We start from the raw sequence: 15,782 nt of genomic DNA, 5'->3' as shown, positions 1-15,782 counted from the left end.
CTGGCGACTCCTCGGTGCGCCGGCTCAGGCCGGGGTGACGGCGAGCGGGATCGACGCGTAGGACCGGAACAGGGCGCTGGGCTCCCGCTCCGGCGGCGCGGCCAACTCCAGGCCGGCGAGCCGCCGGGCGAGCCGGTCGAAGATCACCGCTCCTTCGATGCGGGCCAGCGCCGCGCCGAGACAGCCCCGGACGCCGCCGCCGAACCCGACGTGCGGGTTGGGCCGGCGTCCGATGTCGACCCGGCCGGGGTCGGCGAACACCTCTTCGTCGTGGTTGGCGCAGCCGAGCAGCAGGAACACCGAGCGGCCGGGGCGGATCACCCGGTCGCCGACCGCGATCGGCTCCAGCGCCAGCCGGGCGGTGTACTGGATCGGCGCGTCGAACCGGACGAACTCCTCGGCGGCGGTGCCGGCCAGCGACGGGTCGGCGCGCAGCCGCCGCCACTCGTCCGGCTGCCGCGCCAGCGCCACCGTGCCGGTGCAGACCATGTTCATGGTGGTCTCGTAGCCGGTGAAGCAGAGGAAGACGATGTTGTCGACGACCTCCTCGACGCCCTCGGCCGGGTCGGCCACGGCGAGCATCCGGTCGAGCAGGTCGCCGTCGGGGTCCGCGCGCCGTTCGGCGAGCACGTCGCGCACGTAGCCGCGCAGCCAGCTCAGCGCGGCGTCGGCGGCCGGGCGGTCGGCCGCGGGCAGGAACGGGGTGAACGCCCGGCCGAGCGCGGCCGCGCGGGGCCACACCTCCGCGCGGGTGCGCGCCACCGGCAGCCCGATCAGCTCGCAGACCACGCTTGCGGCCACCGGGAACGCCAGGTCGGCCACCGCGTCCAGGCGGCCGGTGTCGCACCCGAGCGCGAGCAGCTCGTCCACCATCGCGCCGATGCGCTGGGCGCTGCGCCTGGCGACGCCGGGGCTGAACGCGCGCACCATCTGCTGGTGCAGCCGGCTGTGGTCGTCCGGGTCACGGGTCGGGATGATCCGCCGGAACACGTCGCGGGACAGGTCCGGCGCCATCCGGAACTGCGGGTCGTCCTCGGGGAAGGTGTTGCTCAGCCGGCGGTCGCGCAGCAGGGCGGCCACGTCGCGGTGGCGGGTGACGCCCCAGCTCGCCGGGCCGAAGCGGCACAGCGGGCCGGCGGCGCGCACCCGCGCGTACGTGGGGTAGGGGTCGGCGACGACGTCGGGGGAGAGCGGGTCCATCCGCGCCGGCAGGACCCGGCCGGCGGGCGTCACGGTCCGACCGCCACGGGCACGCTCGCGTACGAGCGCAGCGTCCCGTCGGTCTGCCGGCGCGCCGGGCCGGCGGCGGTGAGCGTGGGGAACCGGCGCAGCAGCGTCTCGAACGTCACCTGCGCCTCGACGCGGGCCAGGTAGCCGCCGAGGCAGTGGTGGATGCCGCCGCCGAAGGACAGGTGCGGGTTGTCCTCGCGGGTGACGTCGAGCCGGTCCGGGTCGGCGAACTGCTCCGGGTCGCGGTTGGCGCTGCCCAGCAGCAGGATCAGCACCCGCCCGGCCCGGATGGTGCGGTCGCCGACGGTGACGTCCTCGCGGGCCAGCCGGGCGACGCCCTGGATCGGGCCGTCGTAGCGCAGGAACTCCTCCACCGCCCGGGGCACCAGCGTCGGGTCGGCCCGCAGCAGGGCCTGCTGGTCGGGGTGCTCCAGCAGCGCGGCGACCCCGGTGGCGAGCAGGTTGGTGGTGGTCTCGAAGCCGGCGAAGAACGCGAACACCGCGTTGTCCACGATCTCGTCGGCGGCGAGCACCGCGCCGTCGTCGTCGGTGGCCGCGAGCATCCGGGACAGCAGGTCGTCGCCGGGTTGGGCGCGGCGTCGGTCGAGGATCTCGCCGAGGTAGCCGCGCAGCCACTCGACCGCCCGGTCGGCGGCCGGCCGGTCCTGCTCGGGCACGATCGCGGCGAACGCCTTGCTGAGGTCGAGCGCGTGCGGCCGGATCTTCTCGTGGTCGGCCGGCGGGATGCCCATCAGCGCGCAGACCACCATCACCGGCAGCGGAAAGGCGAGATCCGAGACCGCGTCGAACCGGCCGGCGCGTTCCGCCGGGTCGAGCAGCTCGGTGACCATCGCCTCGATGGTGGGGCGCAGCCGGCGGACCAGGGCGGGGTTGAACGCCCGGGCCATCAGCCGGCGCAGCCGGCCGTGCTCGGGCGGGTCGCGGTAGAGGATGATGCTGCCGAAGAACGACCCGGCGGGGCCGTCGCCGGCCGACATCCGGTGGTAGTCGGGCGGGAACTCGCTGCCCAGGCGGGGGTCTCGGACCAGCCGGGCGACGTCGGCGTAGCGGGTGACGCCCCAGCTTCCGGGTCCCATCCGGCACAGCGGCCCGGCCGCGCGCAGCGCGGCGTAGGTGGGGTAGGGGTCGGCGACCACGGCCGGGTCGCGCGCGTCGAATCTCGGCGGCATGCGGGTACGGGCCGTCGTCATGCCCGCCAGTATGCGCAACCAAAGATACGAGAAACAAGTGCTTCCGAGATACGGGAAACGCGATTAGGCTCCGGTGTCATGACCGAGACCGTGGCGAGCGCTGATCCCCGGATCATCGCGATGGAGTTGCTGATGAAGGCCCCGGCCACCGTCAGCAGCCCCTACCCGCACTACCACGCGCTGCGTGCCGCGGCGTCGAAGTACCGGATGGAGCAGCCCGGCCAGGGAGTCGGCTGGGTGCTCACCGGCTACGACGAGTGCCGCGCCCAACTGCGCAACCCGGCGCTGGACAAGTCGGCGCAACGCCCCCGCATGGGCGACTCCCGTGGCCGCCAGGGCGCCCGTACGCTGCTCTTCCTCGACGGGCCGGAGCACACCCGGCTGCGCGGGCTGGTCAGCCGGGTGTTCACCCCCCGCCGGGTGGAGACCCTGCGTCCCCGGCTCGCCGGCTTCGTCGACGGGCTGCTCGACGACGTCGCCCGCCAGGTCGGCCCGGGCGGCGGCGAGGTCGACATCGTCGGCTCGTTCGGCTTCCCGCTGCCGGTGATGGTGATCGGCGAGCTGGTCGGCGTGCCGCCGGAGGACTGGCCGCTGCTGCGCCGGCTCACCCGGGCCGCCTCCGCCGGGCTGGAGATCTTCGCCCCCGAAGAGGTGCTCAAGGCCTCCGACCAGGCTCTCGGTGAGATGGAGGAATACTTCACCGACCTGGTCCGCAAGCGCCGGGAGAACCCGCGCGACGACCTCGCCTCCGCGCTGGGACAGGTCGAGATCGACGGCGACCGGCTCGGCCTCGACGAGCTGATCCAGGTCATCGTGCTGCTCTTCGGCGCCGGGTTCCAGACCATGACCGACCTGATCGGCCTCGGCACCCACGCCCTGTGCCGCAACCCCGACCAGCTCGACCGACTGCGCGCCGAGCCGGACCTGACCCGCTCGGCCATCGAGGAGTTGCTGCGCTACGACTCCCCGGTGCACGTGCTGGGCCGGGCCGCGGTCGAGGACACCGCGTTCCTCGACGGCACCCCGCTGAGCGCCGGCGAACACGTCATCACGCTGATCGGCGCGGCCAACCGGGACCCGGCCCGCTACGCCGACCCGGACACCCTCGACATCGCCCGATTCGCCGGCGCCGAACCGCCGGAGACGCCGCTGTCGTTCGCCTGGGGCCCGCACCACTGCCTCGGCGCCCAGCTCGCCCGCGCCGAGGGCCAGATCGCGTTCCGCCGCCTGGTCGACCGGTTCGCGGTGGTCGAACTGGCCGACCCGGACATCGACGAGATCGACCTGGAGTGGCGGCACAGCAGCACGTTCCGCGGGCTGGAGGAGCTGCGGGTGCGGCTCGTACCCGCCTGAGAAACCACACCACCACACGCCGACAGCCGAGAAGGGGGGGACCGATGCCGGAGGCGGTGATCGTCGAGGCGGTCCGCACCCCGATCGGCAGACGCGACGGGGCGCTGTCCGGCCTGAAGGCCGTGCAGCTGCTGCGACACGTGCAGGTCGAGGTGCTGCGCCGCGCCGGGGTGGAACCCGGCGACGTCGACCAGATCATCGGCGGCTGCGTCACCCAGGTCGGCGAGCAGAGCCTCAACGTCACCCGCAACGCGTGGCTCAACAGCGGCCTCGACTTCGAGGTCGCCGCGAGCACGGTGGACACCTCGTGCGGCTCGGCCCAGCAGGCCAACCACCTGATCGCCGCGCTGGTCACCGCCGGCGCGATCGACGTGGGCATCGCCTGCGGCGTGGAGTCGATGAGCCGGGTCCCGGTGGGCACCAACCTCTACCAGGGGCCCGGCCACTACAAGACGCCCGACTACCCGTACGACGATCCGCCGCGGGCGCAGTTCGGCGGCGCCGAACGCATCGCCACCCGGCAGGGGCTGACCCGCGCGGACCTGGACGCCTACGGCCTGCGCTCGCAGCGCCTCGCCGCCCGGGCCCGCGACGAGGGCCGCTTCGACCGGGAGATCAGCGCGGTGCCGCTGCCCGACGGCACGCTCGTCACCACCGACGAGGGCATCCGCGACAGCACCGCCGAGGGCCTGGCCGCGCTGCGCCCGGTGGTCCCCGACGGCCGGCACACCGCCGCCACCATCTCGCAGATCTCCGACGGCGCGTCGGCCATCCTGTGGATGTCGCGGGAGCGCGCCACCGCCCTCGGGCTGCGGCCCCGGGCCCGGCTGGCGCACCAGGTGGTCACCGGCGCGGACCCCTACTACCTGCTCGACGGGCCCGTCGTGGCCACCCGCAAGCTGCTCAAACGCGCCGGGATGAGCCTCTCCGACGTCGACCTGGTCGAGGTCAACGAGGCGTTCGCGGCGGTCGTGCTGTCCTGGGCCGCGCACCACGACGCCGACCTGGACCGGGTCAACGTCAACGGCGGCGCGATCTCGCTCGGGCACCCGCTGGGCAGCAGCGGCACCCGGCTGCTGGTCACCGCGCTGCACGAGCTGGAACGCCGCGACCGGCACAGCGCCCTGGTCACCATGTGCTGCGGCGGCTCGCTGGGCACCGCCTCGCTGTTGGTGCGGGAGTAGGCGGGCATGGACACCGACACGAGCGCCACCACCGACGCCGCCGCGTTCTACGCCGACGCGCGCGCCGACCTGCCCGGACCGCTGCACGGCGTGCGGGTGCTCGACGTGACGAAGGTCTGGTCCGGCCCGGTCGCCAGTTGCGTGCTGGCCGACCTCGGCGCCGACGTGCTGCGGGTCGAGATGCCCGGCAACCGGGAAGGGCTGATGCCGCCGCACATCCCAGGCACCGGGCTGTCCTGGTTCCGGCAGAGCGTGCACCGCAACAAGCGCAGCATCGGGCTGGACCTGCGCCGCCCCGGCGCGGCCGAGGTGTTCCTGCGGCTCGTCGCCACCGCCGACGTCGTGGTGGAGAACTACAAGCCCGGCACCCTGGACGCCTGGGGCGTCGGCTACCGGGCCTGCCGCGAGGTGCGGCCCGACGTCGTGCTGGTCTCCATCTCCGGCTACGGGCAGTACGGCCCGGACGCCGGGCGCCCCGGCTACGACCCGACCACCCAGGCCGCCGCCGGCTGGATGTCGCTCAACGGCGAACCCGACGGCACCCCGCTCAAGGCGCCCACGTTCCTCGCCGACGACATCGCCGGCCTGCACGCGGTGATCGGCGCGCTCGCCGCCCTGCGCCACCGCGACCGCACCGGCGAGGGCCAGCACGTCGACGTGAGCATGCTGGACGCGCTGCTGTTCTCCAGCAACGGCTACCTGACCCTCGGCGCGACCGGCGTGCCGCTGCGCCGCTGGGGCGACCAGGCCGACTTCGTGGTGCCGGCCGGCTGCTTCCGCTGCGCCGACGGGCACGTATACGTCGCCGTCGCGCTGGACCGCTCCTGGCGCGGGCTCGCTACGGTGATCGGCCGGCCCGAGCTGGCCCGGGCGCCCGGCTACGCCACCAACGAGGAACGCCGGGACAACCGCGCCGAGGTCAATGCCGTGCTCGCCGGCTGGTGCGCGGAGCGCACCTGCGCCGAGGTGGTCGCCGCGCTCGACGGCGCGGGGATCACCGCCGAGCGGGTCCGCACCTTCGCCGAGGCGGCCGCCGACCCGCAGGTACGCGCCCGGGCCATGGTGCAGCAGACCGTGCTCGCAAACGGCAGCACCGCGCCGCTGACCGGACCCGCGGTCAAGTTCTCCCGCACGCCGACGGCGGTGCGCGCCGGCGCCCCCGAACCGGGCGCCGACACCGAGCAGATCCTCGACGAACTGAAGGTGGACGCGGCCACCCGGGCGCGGCTACGGGCGGAACGGGCGATCGGATGACCGGAGGTGGCATGGACACGGCGGGTGACACGTCGCGCTGCGCGCTGGTGACCGGCGCGTCGCGCGGCATCGGGCGGGCGGTCGCGCTGCGGCTGGCGGCCGAGGGCTACGCGATCGCCGGATGCTTCAACACCGCCGGCGAGGCGGCCGAGAAGACCCGGGCGGAGATCGAGGCGTACGGGGTGCCGAGCTGGTTCGCCCCCTGCGACGTCACCGACCGCACGGCGGTCGACGAGTTCGTCGCCGCCGCCGAGAAGCGCCTCGGCCCGCTCACCGCGCTGGTCAACAACGCCGGCATCACCCGGGACCGGCCGCTGGTGCTGATGGGCCCGGACGACTGGCACGACGTCATCGACACCAACCTGACCGGCACCTGGAACGTCTGCCGCACTGTCGCGTTCCGCTTCCTCAAGCGCCGGCGCGGCGCCGTGGTCAACCTTTCCTCGGTCGCCGGCGTCACCGGCAACACCGGGCAGACCAACTACGCCGCCAGCAAGGCCGGCATCATCGGGTTCAGCCGCTCGCTGGCCAAGGAGGTCGCCGGGCACGGCGTCCGGGTCAACGTGGTGGCGCCCGGCTTCATCGAGACCGACATGACCGCGGCGCTGGCCGGCAAGCTGCGCGAGCAGGCGCTCAAGCAGATCCCGTTGGGCCGCTTCGGCACCCCGGAGGACGTCGCCGAGCTGGTCGAGTTCCTGCTGTCCGACCGGGCCGCATACCTCACCGGCCAGGTCGTGCGGGTCGACGGGGGGATCGTGCTGTGACCGCCGCCGCGCCCGCGTTCGCCCCGGACCGCACCCCCGCCCAGACGTACGCCGAGGCGGCCGCGCCGCTGCCGGCCGTCGCGTGGGTCGAGGTCGCCGCCGGCCCACGCGGCGGGATCACCCTGCGCGCCGGCACCACGGTCGACCCGGACGACGTCTACCTGACCGGGCACTTTCCCGAGCTGACCGTCTACCCGGGGGTGTTCACCCTGGAGACGCTGCGGCAGGCGGTCACCGCGGCGGTCGGCCACTGCGCCGGCCGGCCGCCGGAGCTGCACCGGCTGCGCTCGGCCCGGTTCCTCGCCCCGCTGCTGGCCGGCGACACGCTGACCGTCGAGGCGTCCGTCGGCCCGGTCGCCGAGGACCAGTCCTTCGAGGTCACCGCCCGCTGCGTACGCGGGGACGGGGTGCGGACCGCGACCGTGCGGGCGGTGTTCCGCTGGCCGGTCGAGGACGGGGACGACGGCCGATGAGACTGGAGCACGCCGCGCTGCGCGCGCTGCTGCCGCACCGGTACCCGATGCTGCTGCTCGACCGGGTCGAGGACGTGACGCCGGGGGAGAGCCTGACCGGCGTCAAGGCGGTGAGCGGCTGCGAGCCCTGCTACCGGGGCATCGCCGAGGGACAGCCCGCCGACCGGTACGCCTACCCGGCGTCGCTGCTGATCGAGTCGTTCGGCCAGGGCGCGGCGGTGCTCTGGCTGCTGTCACGGCGGTCCGGCACGGCGGGGCTGCCGATGTTCACCGCGGCCCGCGACGTCGCCCTGCTGAGCCCGGTGCACCCGGGCGACGTGATACGCCACCGGGTCCGGCTGGAGCAGGTCGTCGACGGCGCCGCGTTCGCCTCCGGGTCCAGCTGGGTCGGGGAGCGGCGGGTGGCCGAGTTCGACTCGATGATGGCCGTCGTCCGGGCGGTCGACGCCATCGTCGAGCCGCGAGATGAGAGGGAGGAACCGCGATGAGTGAACGCGACAAGCACCTGGAGCAGCTGCGGGAGATCGTCGCCGAGGTGCTCGAGATGGAGCCGGAGGAGGTCGCCGACACGGCCGACTTCGTCGAGGAGTACGAGGCGGACTCGCTGCGGGCGATCGAGATCCTGGCCCGGATCGAGAAGACCTACAAGGTGGAGATCCCGCAGGCCGAGCTGAACGAGATGCGCAGCCTGAAGGCCGTGCACGAGGTGGTGGCGCGGTACGCCGGCTGGCAGGACTGAGGTGCACCGGGTAGTCGTCACCGGGCTCGGCCCGGTGTCGGGCATCGGCATCGGCGTCGACGAGTTCACCGACGGGCTGCGCCGGGGCCGCTCCGCCGCCGCGCCGATCACCAGCTTCGACGCGTCCGGCTTCCCGCACCGGTACGCCGGCGAGGTGCCCGCGTTCCGGCCGGCGGAGGTGCTGCGCCGGCTGCGGGTCGACCAGTGGGGCCGCTCGGCGCTGCTGGCCGCGGCCGCCGCCCGGCTGGCCGCGACCGACGCGGACCTGCCGCTGCCGCTGGCCGACCCGGGGCGCGCGGGCGCGGTCATCGGCACCACCAGCGGCGAGTCGACGGTGGTGGAGCAGCTCGTCGCGGACCTCGTCGCCGGCGGCTACCCGAGCATGTCGGCGCGCTCGCTGCGCCAGGCGCCCGCCGAGCGGCTGGCCTACGCGGTCAGCGCCGAGCTGGGCCTGGGCGGTGAGTCGGTCACGCTCACCACCGCGTGTTCGGCAAGCAACTACGCCATCGGCTACGCCTACGACCTGCTGCACACCGGCGAGGCGGACGTGATGGTGGCCGGCGGGGCGGACTCGGTGTGCCGGTGGGCGCACGCCGGCTTCTTCCGGTTGGGCGCGCTGACCGAACGGCAGTGCCGCCCGTTCGACCGGGACCGCTCCGGCATCCTCACCGGCGAGGGCGGCGCGGCGCTGGTGCTGGAGACGCTGGAGCACGCCCGGGCCCGGGGCGCCCGGATCTACGCCGAGGTGCTCGGCCACGGCCTGAACTGCGACGCCCACCACATGGTGGCGCCGAACGAGGACAGCATCGCCGCCTGCATGCGCCTGGCCCTGGACAACGCCGGGATCAAGCCGGTGGACGTCGACTACGTGAGCACCCACGGCACCGGGACGCCGGCGAACGACCTGTGCGAGGCGCGGGCGATCCGGGCGGTCTTCGGCGACCGGGTGCCGCCGGTCAGCTCGATCAAGTCGATGCTCGGGCACACCATGGGCGCGGCCAGCGGCTTCGGCGCGATCGCCACCACCCTCGCCATCCGGCACGGGTTCCTGCCCCCGACGATCAACTGGGAGAATCCGGACCCGGAGCTGCCGTGGATCGACCCGGTGCCGAACGTCGCCCGGCCGGCGACGGTCCGGGTGGCGCAGAACAACGGGTTCGCCTTCGGCGGCAACAACGCCATCACGATCTTCGGGGCGATCCGGTGAGCGGCGTGGTGACCGGCTGCGGGGTGGTGTCCGCCGCCGGGGACTCCGTCGCCGAGGTGCTCGCCGCGATCCGCGCCGGCACGGCCGTCCGCACCGACGTGCACGACCGGTTCGCCGAGCCGCTGCCGGAGGCCGAGGCGCCGGCGATCGCCGGCTTCGACGTACGCGGCCTGCTCGGCCGCAAGGGCACCAGCTTCCTGGACCGGGCCACCGCGCTGGCGATGGTGGCCTGCGGACGCGCGCTCACCGACGGGGAGCTGACCCCCGACGACGACAACCGGCACCGTATCGGGGTGGTGCTGGGCACCACCACCGGCAGCCTGAGGTCGACCATGGACTTCTCCCGCGAGACGCTGGTGCAGGACAAGCCCTACCTGGTCAACCCGGTGCTGTTCCCCAACACGGTGATGAACTGCGCCGCCGGCCAGGCGGCCATCCGCTACGGCCTGCGCGGCGTCAACGCCACAGTGGCCGGCGGCCCGCTGGCCTTCCTGTACGCGCTGCGCTACGCGCTCAACGCCATCCGGCGCGGCTACGCCGACGCGCTGCTGGTCGGCGGCGTGGAGGAGTACACCCCGAACACGGCCTGGGCGGCGCGGCTGACCGACGCCGGGCCGGCCGGCGAGGCGTCGGCGGTCTACCTGCTGCGCCGTCGCGGCGCCGAGGCGGGCGGCGCCCGCGCCGAGGTGCTCTCGGTGGCCACCGGTTTCGCGCCCGACGACGCCGACGCCGGGCTCGCCGGCTGCGCCGGCCGGGCGCTGGCGGCCGCCGACGTCCGGACGGCCGACGTCTGGGCGCTCGCCGGCGACGACGCCGACGGCCTGCGGAGTGCCGTGCCCGCCACTGTGGAACGGCTGCCGGTGCGTCCGGCGCTCGGTGACTGCCAGGCCGCGGCCGGCGCCCTGGCCTTCGGCGCGCTGCTGGCCCGCTACGCCGAGGAGCCCGAACAGGCCGGACGCCCGGCGCTGGTCACCGCGCGTTCGCGCGACGGCGGGGTGGCGGCGGCCGTGGTGAGGGGGTGGGCCGGTGGCGGCGACGATCACCGCTAGCGCGGCGCGTACCTGCTTCGGCGACGGACCGGCCACCTGGGACGCGCTGCTGCGCGGCGAGTGCGGCGTCGCGCCGCTGCGGCGGGTTGACCCGCGACGCGTCGGGGTGGAGCACGGCTACCCGATCGCCGACGACCGGCCGTTCGGGCCCGGTCGCTGGCTCGCCGACTGCGTCACCGAGGCGCTGGCCGCGGCCGGCGTGGATCCGCTGCGCCGCCGGGTGGTCAGCCTGGTCGGCACCGGGCTGCGCGAGTCGGCCGAGGTGGAACGGGCCGCGCTGGGCGGCGCCGTCGACTTTCCCGCCGAGCGGCTGCACTTCGGCCCGGCCGTCGCCGGCGCGGCGCCCGGCGTGGGTCGTGTGGTGACGCTCGCCAACGCGTGCAGCGCCGGCGGGCACGCCCTCGCGCTGGCCCAGGATCTGGTGGAGACCGGCGAGGCGGACGCGGTGCTGGTCGGCGGCGCCGACGGCAGCAGCGCGTCGATGCTGGCGATGATCGGTCGGGTGGCCGCCCGGCCGACCGAGCGGGTGCGGCCGTTCGACGCCGACCGCACCGGTGTGCTGCTGGGCGACGGCGCGGTGGTGCTGGTCGTCGAGGCGGACCGGCCGGGCGCGGGGCTGGCCCGCCTGCTGGGCACCGGGCTGTCCTGCGACGCCGGGCACGAGACGGCCCCCGACCGCCACGGCATCCTGCGGGCCGTGCACGACGCGTACCGCCGGGCCGACCGCCGGCCCGAGCAGGTCGACCTGGTGCTGGCGCACGGCACCGGCACCGCGCTCAACGACGAGACCGAGGCCGGCGTGCTCGCCGAGGTCTTCGCCGGCTGCGAGCCCGGACCGCTGGTGACCGCGCTCAAGGGCGCGGTGGGGCACACCTCGGGCGGGTCGGCGCTGCTCAGCGTCGCCGTCGCGATCGAGGCGCTGCGCACCGGGCGGGTCCCGCCGGTGGTCGGGCTGAGCCGGCCCACGCCCGAGGCGGCCGGGCTGCGCCTGGTACGCGACCGGGCGGTGGCGGCGGCCCCGCGTGTCGCCCAGGTCGACGCGTTCGGCTTCGGCGGCCTCAACGCGGTCACCCTCCTGGAGACGACATGACGACAGTCCACGCCGTGCCGTCCCCGGCGACGACCGGCTTCCGGCCGGTGGCCGCGGTGCTGAGCGCCGCGCTGAACGTGCCGGGACTCGACGTGCCGACCCTGCTCGCCGACGCCGGCCGGCCCGCACCGGACGCGGATCTCGCCCCGGCCGGCGGGCCCACGGTCCCCGCCGGCCCCGGTGCGAGACCCGGCGGTGTCGGTGCGCCGGACGACGCCGCCGACGGGCCGGGCTGGCCGCCGGAGCGGGCCGCCGAACTACTCGGCCGCAAGGGCCTGCTGGCCAAGGAGCCGGCCACCCGGCTCGCGCTGTGCGCCGTACACCGGGCGTTGGGCCTGCCGCCGAAGGCGCCCCGGCGGACCGGACCGGCCGACCCGCGTACCGCCGTGGTGGTCAGTTCCAACCTGGGCAACGTCGCCACGGTGGGCGACATCGCCGGGCGGCTGCGCGACGGCGGGCCGCGGGAGGTCGGCCCGCTGGAGGCCCCGAACGCCTCCAGCAACGTCATCGCCGGGGCGATCGCGATCTGGTTCCGCTTCGGCGGCCCCAACCTCACCGTCTGCTCCGGCGCCACCGCCGGGCTGGACGCGATCTGGCTCGCCGGCCTGCTGCTGCGCGTCGGCCGCGCCGACCGGGTGGTGGTGGTCGGCGTCGAACCGGACGACCCGCAGGCCCGGGCCCTGCACGCCGCCCGCCGCGGCGCCACGCCCGGTCGGCCGCTGCGCGCCGGCGCCGCCTGCCTGCTGCTCGGCCCGCCCGACACCCCGGAGCGGCCGCTGCCGCCACGCGACCCGGCCGACGCGGCGGGGCGACCACCGGCGTCGCTCGACCCCACCGGTACGCCGGAGCGGCCACTGGCGCTGCTCGGACCGGTCCGCGACGGCGCGTCCGACACCGACCCCCTGGTCGACGAGGCCCGGCTGGACGCCGACCACTACGGCGCCGCCGGGGTCGTGCACACCGCGCTCGCCGTGCGGCTGACCGCCGGCACCCCGGCCGTCGCCGTGCGCTGCGGCGACCCGGTCGACGGCGTACGCGAGACGACCGTGCGGGCGGTGCCGCGATGACCCGGACCGCACCCGCCGCGCCCGTGCACCCCGTCGCGGGCCCGGACTCCGGCGCGCCGACCGTGCTGCTGGTGCACGGCATGTCCGACACCTGGCAGAGCTGGCGGCACCTGGCGGCACGGCTGCCGGGCACCTGGCGGCTGCTCGCGGCCGAGCTGCCGTGGAAGGCCGGCACCGACCACCACTGGCGGCGGCGGGGCACCCCGGGCGCCTGGCTCGCCGGGACCGTCGAGGCCATGCCCGCGCCGCCCGACATCGTGGTCGGCCACTCGCTCGGCGCCAACGCGGTGCTGGAGATGCTGGCCACCGAGACGGCGGTGCGCCCGCGCGGCGCGATGCTGATCGCGCCCTTCTACTGCCCGCCGGACCTGCCGATCACCTGGGCGGTGCACGAGCGGGCCCAGGCCAACTTCGTCCGGATCATCGACGAGGGACTGCGCAACCGGCTCGGCGCGCGTCTGGCCACGCTGGACGCCGCCACGCTGGCGTCGATGCGCGACATCATGGTGGACCGGATCGGCCCGGTCGGGTTCACCGCGCTGTTCGACCACTTCACCGCCACCGCCGGCCTGCCCCTGCACGCGGTGACGGTGCCGACCAAGGTGCTCACCGGCGGCCGGGACCCCAGCCTGGACGGCCCCCGCGCGAGCGCCCTGCGCGCCCGGCTGCCCGGCGCCGAGGTCGTCGTCGAGCCGGAGTTCCACCACTTCTGCCACCTCGACCGCGCCGCCGAGGTGGCCCGGCACATCGCGGTCTTCGTCGCGCAGGTGTGCCCCGATCCCGCGATCCGAGGAGGTACGCCGTGACCACGGCGGTCCAGCACGAGCCCGTGACCCTGTCCGCCCGGCCCGGGTTCGAGGGCGCCAACATCCGCACCTGGATCGGGTTCAAGCACTTCGCGTACCTGGTGGAGCAGGGTGTCCTGCAGTGGTTCCGGGAGCGTGGCCACGGCCCGGGCCGGCTCTACCTGGAGCACGGCGTGGGGCTGTCGGTGCGGGAGTGCTCACTGCTGCTCCCGGCCGTGCTGGAGGTCGACGACGAGGTCGACGTGACGGCCACCCCGGGTGCGGGCGGCCGGTTCGCGGTGCGGATCGCGCGCGCGGGCGGCACGGCCGGGGCCGAGACGGTCACCGCCTGCCGGGCCCGGGTCCGGGTCGCGCTGGTCCGCGAGCCGGACGCGCCGGCGTCGGCGCCGCTGCCGGCGGAGCTGGCAGGCCTGCTGGAGGAGCCGGGCGCCGGCGAGCCCGGCCCGGCCGCCGGCGCCGACCCGGCCGCCACCCTGCGCGCCGCCGGCGCCGGCTTCGTCTGGGCCTGGCGGGTGCCCTACTTCTACTGCCAGTACTCGCAGCGCATGCAGCACGCCGGCTACGTCCGGCTGCTGGAGGAGGTGGTGGACCGCTACCTCGCCGACCGGGGCGTCTCGGTCGGGCGGATGCTGCGCGAGCGGGGCTGGATCCCGGTGGTGTCCCGGGCCCGCGTCGAGGTGCGCGGCGACGCGCGCGTCGAGGAACCGATGTGGATCACCTTCACGGTCACCGACGTGCTCAAGGACGTCACCTACGACGCCCGGATGACCTGTCACGTGGTGCGCGACGGCCGGTTGGTGCAGGTGGCGACCGCCACCATCCTGCACGGCTACGCGGCCAGCCGAGGGCCGGACGCGGGCAGCCTGGCCACCCTCGACCCGGAGACCGTGGCCGCGTTGACCGCGGGGAGCCGGTGATGGCGCCCCGGCCGCCCCGGTTGTACTTCTCCTTCCGCAGCCCGTACAGCTGGCTGGCGGTGGAGCGGCTGACCCGGGCGCTGCACCGCCCGCAGGAGGTGCTGGAGTTCATCCCCTACTGGGACCCGGATCCGCGGACCGAGGCGGCGCTGACCGCGGCCGGCGGCGCGTTCCACTACGTGCAGATGAGCAAGCCGAAGCACCTCTACCTGTTGCAGGACGCCAAGCGCCAGGCCCGGCGACTGGACCTGCCGATGCGCTGGCCGATCGACGTCGACCCGTGGTGGGAGCGGCCGCACCTGGGCTTCCTCGCGGCCCGGGAGCGGGGCGCGGGGGAGGCGTTCTACCGGGAGGTGATCGCGGCGCGCTGGCAGCGCGGCGAGGACGTCTGCACGCCGGAGGTCCTCGCCGGGGTCGCCGAGCGGGCCGGCGTCGACCCGCAGGTGGTGCTCGGCGCCGTCGACGACGACGCGGTCCGGGCCGCCGGGGTGGACTGCCTGATGCGCGCCTACGACGACGACATCTTCGGCATCCCCTACCTGCGGCTCGGCCCGCACCGGTTCTGGGGCGTGGACCGGGTCGACGACTTCCTCGCCGCCTACGCCGACCGGCCCGGCGCCCCGGCGCGCCCGGCGGAGCCGGTGCCGGCCGGCGCCGGCGGTTACGACACCGACACCGGAGGCGGCTGTGGCTGAGCGACGCACCCCCGAGCAGGAGCGGGCCCACCGGCGTCGGCAGCTGGTGCTGACCGTGCGCGCCTTCGCGCTGGCCGGCTTCGACGAGGGCGCCGGCGGGCACGTGACCGCCCGGGACCCGATCGACCCGGACACGTTCTGGATCAACCCGTTCGGCCGGCACTTCGGCCACGTCCGCGACGACGACCTGCTGCGGGTCGACCACGCCGGCGAGGTGGTCGAGGGCACGGGCCGGGTCAACCCCGCCGGGTACGCCATCCACTCCGCGATCCACAAGGCACGGCCGGACGTGGTGGCCGCCGCGCACACCCATTCGATCCACGGCCGGGCGTTCGCCGCGCTGGGCCGGCCGCTCGCGCCGATCACCCAGGACGCCTGCGCGTTCTTCGAGGACCACGAGGTCCACGACGAGTACGGCGGGGTGGTGCTCGACGGCGCGGAGGGCGACCGGATCGCGGCGACGCTGGGCGCCGGCAAGGCGGTCGTGTTGCGCAACCACGGCCTGCTCACGGTCGGCGGCTCGGTCGCCGAGGCGGCCTGGTGGTTCCTCGCCATGGACCGCTGCTGCCAGGTGCAGCTGCTCGCCCAGGCCGCGGGCGAACTGGTCCTGATCCCCGACGAGGCGGCCCGGGCGGCGCGCGCGGACATCGGCGCCCCCGGGATCGCCCGGCTCAACTTCCGGCCGGTGGCCGAGCACGTCCTGGCGGTCAGCCCGGACCTGACGGCCTGAACCACGCACAGAC

Annotated in this window: 17 protein-coding genes; 15 read left to right on the top strand and 2 right to left on the bottom strand. The window is 75.5% G+C overall.

The annotated features are described in order from the left end of the window. Positions 1-24 precede the first annotated feature (24 nt). Together O7598_RS14235 and O7598_RS14230 are read right to left on the bottom strand one after the other, a co-directional pair. Entirely contained in the window at positions 25-1,233 is a 1,209-nt protein-coding gene (locus O7598_RS14235) for a cytochrome P450 (protein WP_269691822.1), read from the bottom strand. Then, positions 1,230-2,441, bottom strand: a complete 1,212-nt coding sequence (locus O7598_RS14230) for a cytochrome P450 (RefSeq protein ID WP_269691821.1) — start codon at positions 2,439-2,441, stop codon at positions 1,230-1,232. Before O7598_RS14230 ends, O7598_RS14235 begins: the two co-directional genes overlap by 4 nt. A gap of 78 nt (positions 2,442-2,519) precedes the next feature. Between O7598_RS14230 and O7598_RS14225 the strand changes: the two genes are divergently transcribed. From O7598_RS14225 to O7598_RS14155, 15 genes are read left to right on the top strand one after another with little or no spacing between them, the layout of a single operon-like run. Next, entirely contained in the window at positions 2,520-3,794 is a 1,275-nt protein-coding gene (locus O7598_RS14225) for a cytochrome P450 (RefSeq protein ID WP_269691820.1), read from the top strand. Between the two features lie 44 nt (positions 3,795-3,838). Further along, a complete protein-coding gene (locus O7598_RS14220; protein WP_269691819.1) occupies positions 3,839-4,978 on the top strand; it encodes a steroid 3-ketoacyl-CoA thiolase in 1,140 nt (379 codons plus the stop codon). A 6-nt stretch (positions 4,979-4,984) separates the two neighbouring features. Further along, positions 4,985-6,232, top strand: a complete 1,248-nt coding sequence (locus O7598_RS14215; RefSeq protein ID WP_269691818.1) for a CaiB/BaiF CoA transferase family protein — start codon at positions 4,985-4,987, stop codon at positions 6,230-6,232. An 11-nt stretch (positions 6,233-6,243) separates the two neighbouring features. Continuing rightward, a complete protein-coding gene (gene fabG / locus O7598_RS14210; RefSeq protein WP_269691817.1) occupies positions 6,244-6,996 on the top strand; it encodes a 3-oxoacyl-[acyl-carrier-protein] reductase in 753 nt (250 codons plus the stop codon). Next, positions 6,993-7,469: a hypothetical protein gene (locus O7598_RS14205; RefSeq protein WP_269691816.1), complete on the top strand. Its 477-nt coding sequence runs from the start codon at positions 6,993-6,995 to the stop codon at positions 7,467-7,469. The genes fabG and O7598_RS14205 overlap by 4 nt, the downstream gene beginning before the upstream one ends. Further along, positions 7,466-7,957 (top strand): 3-hydroxyacyl-ACP dehydratase FabZ family protein, encoded by a 492-nt coding sequence (locus tag O7598_RS14200; protein ID WP_269691815.1) that lies wholly within the window; start codon positions 7,466-7,468, stop codon positions 7,955-7,957. The genes O7598_RS14205 and O7598_RS14200 overlap by 4 nt, the downstream gene beginning before the upstream one ends. Next, positions 7,954-8,208 carry an acyl carrier protein gene (locus tag O7598_RS14195; RefSeq protein WP_091057089.1) on the top strand — a complete coding sequence of 85 codons (255 nt, stop codon included), beginning with the start codon at positions 7,954-7,956 and terminating at the stop codon, positions 8,206-8,208. The genes O7598_RS14200 and O7598_RS14195 overlap by 4 nt, the downstream gene beginning before the upstream one ends. A 1-nt stretch (position 8,209) precedes the next feature. Beyond that, a complete protein-coding gene (locus O7598_RS14190; protein ID WP_269691814.1) occupies positions 8,210-9,415 on the top strand; it encodes a beta-ketoacyl-[acyl-carrier-protein] synthase family protein in 1,206 nt (401 codons plus the stop codon). Next, on the top strand, positions 9,412-10,464 hold the full coding sequence (locus tag O7598_RS14185; protein WP_269691813.1) for a beta-ketoacyl synthase N-terminal-like domain-containing protein: 1,053 nt from the start codon (positions 9,412-9,414) through the stop codon (positions 10,462-10,464). Before O7598_RS14190 ends, O7598_RS14185 begins: the two co-directional genes overlap by 4 nt. Beyond that, entirely contained in the window at positions 10,442-11,554 is a 1,113-nt protein-coding gene (locus tag O7598_RS14180) for a beta-ketoacyl synthase N-terminal-like domain-containing protein (RefSeq protein ID WP_269691812.1), read from the top strand. Before O7598_RS14185 ends, O7598_RS14180 begins: the two co-directional genes overlap by 23 nt. Then, the gene (locus O7598_RS14175) at positions 11,551-12,621 is read left to right on the top strand and encodes a beta-ketoacyl synthase N-terminal-like domain-containing protein (RefSeq protein WP_269691811.1); all 1,071 of its coding nucleotides are present in this window, start codon (positions 11,551-11,553) and stop codon (positions 12,619-12,621) included. The genes O7598_RS14180 and O7598_RS14175 overlap by 4 nt, the downstream gene beginning before the upstream one ends. Beyond that, complete coding sequence (locus tag O7598_RS14170; RefSeq protein WP_269691810.1) at positions 12,618-13,427, top strand: alpha/beta fold hydrolase; 810 nt, start codon at positions 12,618-12,620, stop codon at positions 13,425-13,427. The genes O7598_RS14175 and O7598_RS14170 overlap by 4 nt, the downstream gene beginning before the upstream one ends. Further along, entirely contained in the window at positions 13,424-14,344 is a 921-nt protein-coding gene (locus O7598_RS14165; protein ID WP_269691809.1) for an acyl-CoA thioesterase, read from the top strand. The genes O7598_RS14170 and O7598_RS14165 overlap by 4 nt, the downstream gene beginning before the upstream one ends. Then, positions 14,344-15,039: a 2-hydroxychromene-2-carboxylate isomerase gene (locus tag O7598_RS14160; RefSeq protein WP_269691808.1), complete on the top strand. Its 696-nt coding sequence runs from the start codon at positions 14,344-14,346 to the stop codon at positions 15,037-15,039. The genes O7598_RS14165 and O7598_RS14160 overlap by 1 nt, the downstream gene beginning before the upstream one ends. Further along, positions 15,032-15,769 carry a class II aldolase/adducin family protein gene (locus tag O7598_RS14155; protein WP_269691807.1) on the top strand — a complete coding sequence of 246 codons (738 nt, stop codon included), beginning with the start codon at positions 15,032-15,034 and terminating at the stop codon, positions 15,767-15,769. The genes O7598_RS14160 and O7598_RS14155 overlap by 8 nt, the downstream gene beginning before the upstream one ends. The last annotated feature ends 13 nt before the right edge of the window (positions 15,770-15,782 follow it).

This window comes from Micromonospora sp. WMMC241, assembly GCF_027460165.1.
Taxonomy (GTDB): Bacteria; Actinomycetota; Actinomycetes; order Mycobacteriales; family Micromonosporaceae; genus Micromonospora; species Micromonospora humi.
The sequence above is the reverse complement of the archived record's forward strand: the minus strand, read 5'-3'. Positions and strand labels throughout refer to the sequence as shown.

Bases quoted from the DNA above. Each gene is read 5' to 3' on its own strand.
- O7598_RS14230 (WP_269691821.1), bottom strand. From the start codon at position 2,441: ATGACGACGGCCCGTACCCGCATGCCGCCGAGATTCGACGCGCGCGAC.
- O7598_RS14225 (WP_269691820.1), top strand. From the start codon at position 2,520: ATGACCGAGACCGTGGCGAGCGCTGATCCCCGGATCATCGCGATGGAG.
- O7598_RS14220 (WP_269691819.1), top strand. From the start codon at position 3,839: ATGCCGGAGGCGGTGATCGTCGAGGCGGTCCGCACCCCGATCGGCAGA.
- O7598_RS14215 (WP_269691818.1), top strand. From the start codon at position 4,985: ATGGACACCGACACGAGCGCCACCACCGACGCCGCCGCGTTCTACGCC.
- fabG (WP_269691817.1), top strand. From the start codon at position 6,244: ATGGACACGGCGGGTGACACGTCGCGCTGCGCGCTGGTGACCGGCGCG.
- O7598_RS14200 (WP_269691815.1), top strand. From the start codon at position 7,466: ATGAGACTGGAGCACGCCGCGCTGCGCGCGCTGCTGCCGCACCGGTAC.
- O7598_RS14195 (WP_091057089.1), top strand. From the start codon at position 7,954: ATGAGTGAACGCGACAAGCACCTGGAGCAGCTGCGGGAGATCGTCGCC.
- O7598_RS14175 (WP_269691811.1), top strand. From the start codon at position 11,551: ATGACGACAGTCCACGCCGTGCCGTCCCCGGCGACGACCGGCTTCCGG.
- O7598_RS14170 (WP_269691810.1), top strand. From the start codon at position 12,618: ATGACCCGGACCGCACCCGCCGCGCCCGTGCACCCCGTCGCGGGCCCG.
- O7598_RS14160 (WP_269691808.1), top strand. From the start codon at position 14,344: ATGGCGCCCCGGCCGCCCCGGTTGTACTTCTCCTTCCGCAGCCCGTAC.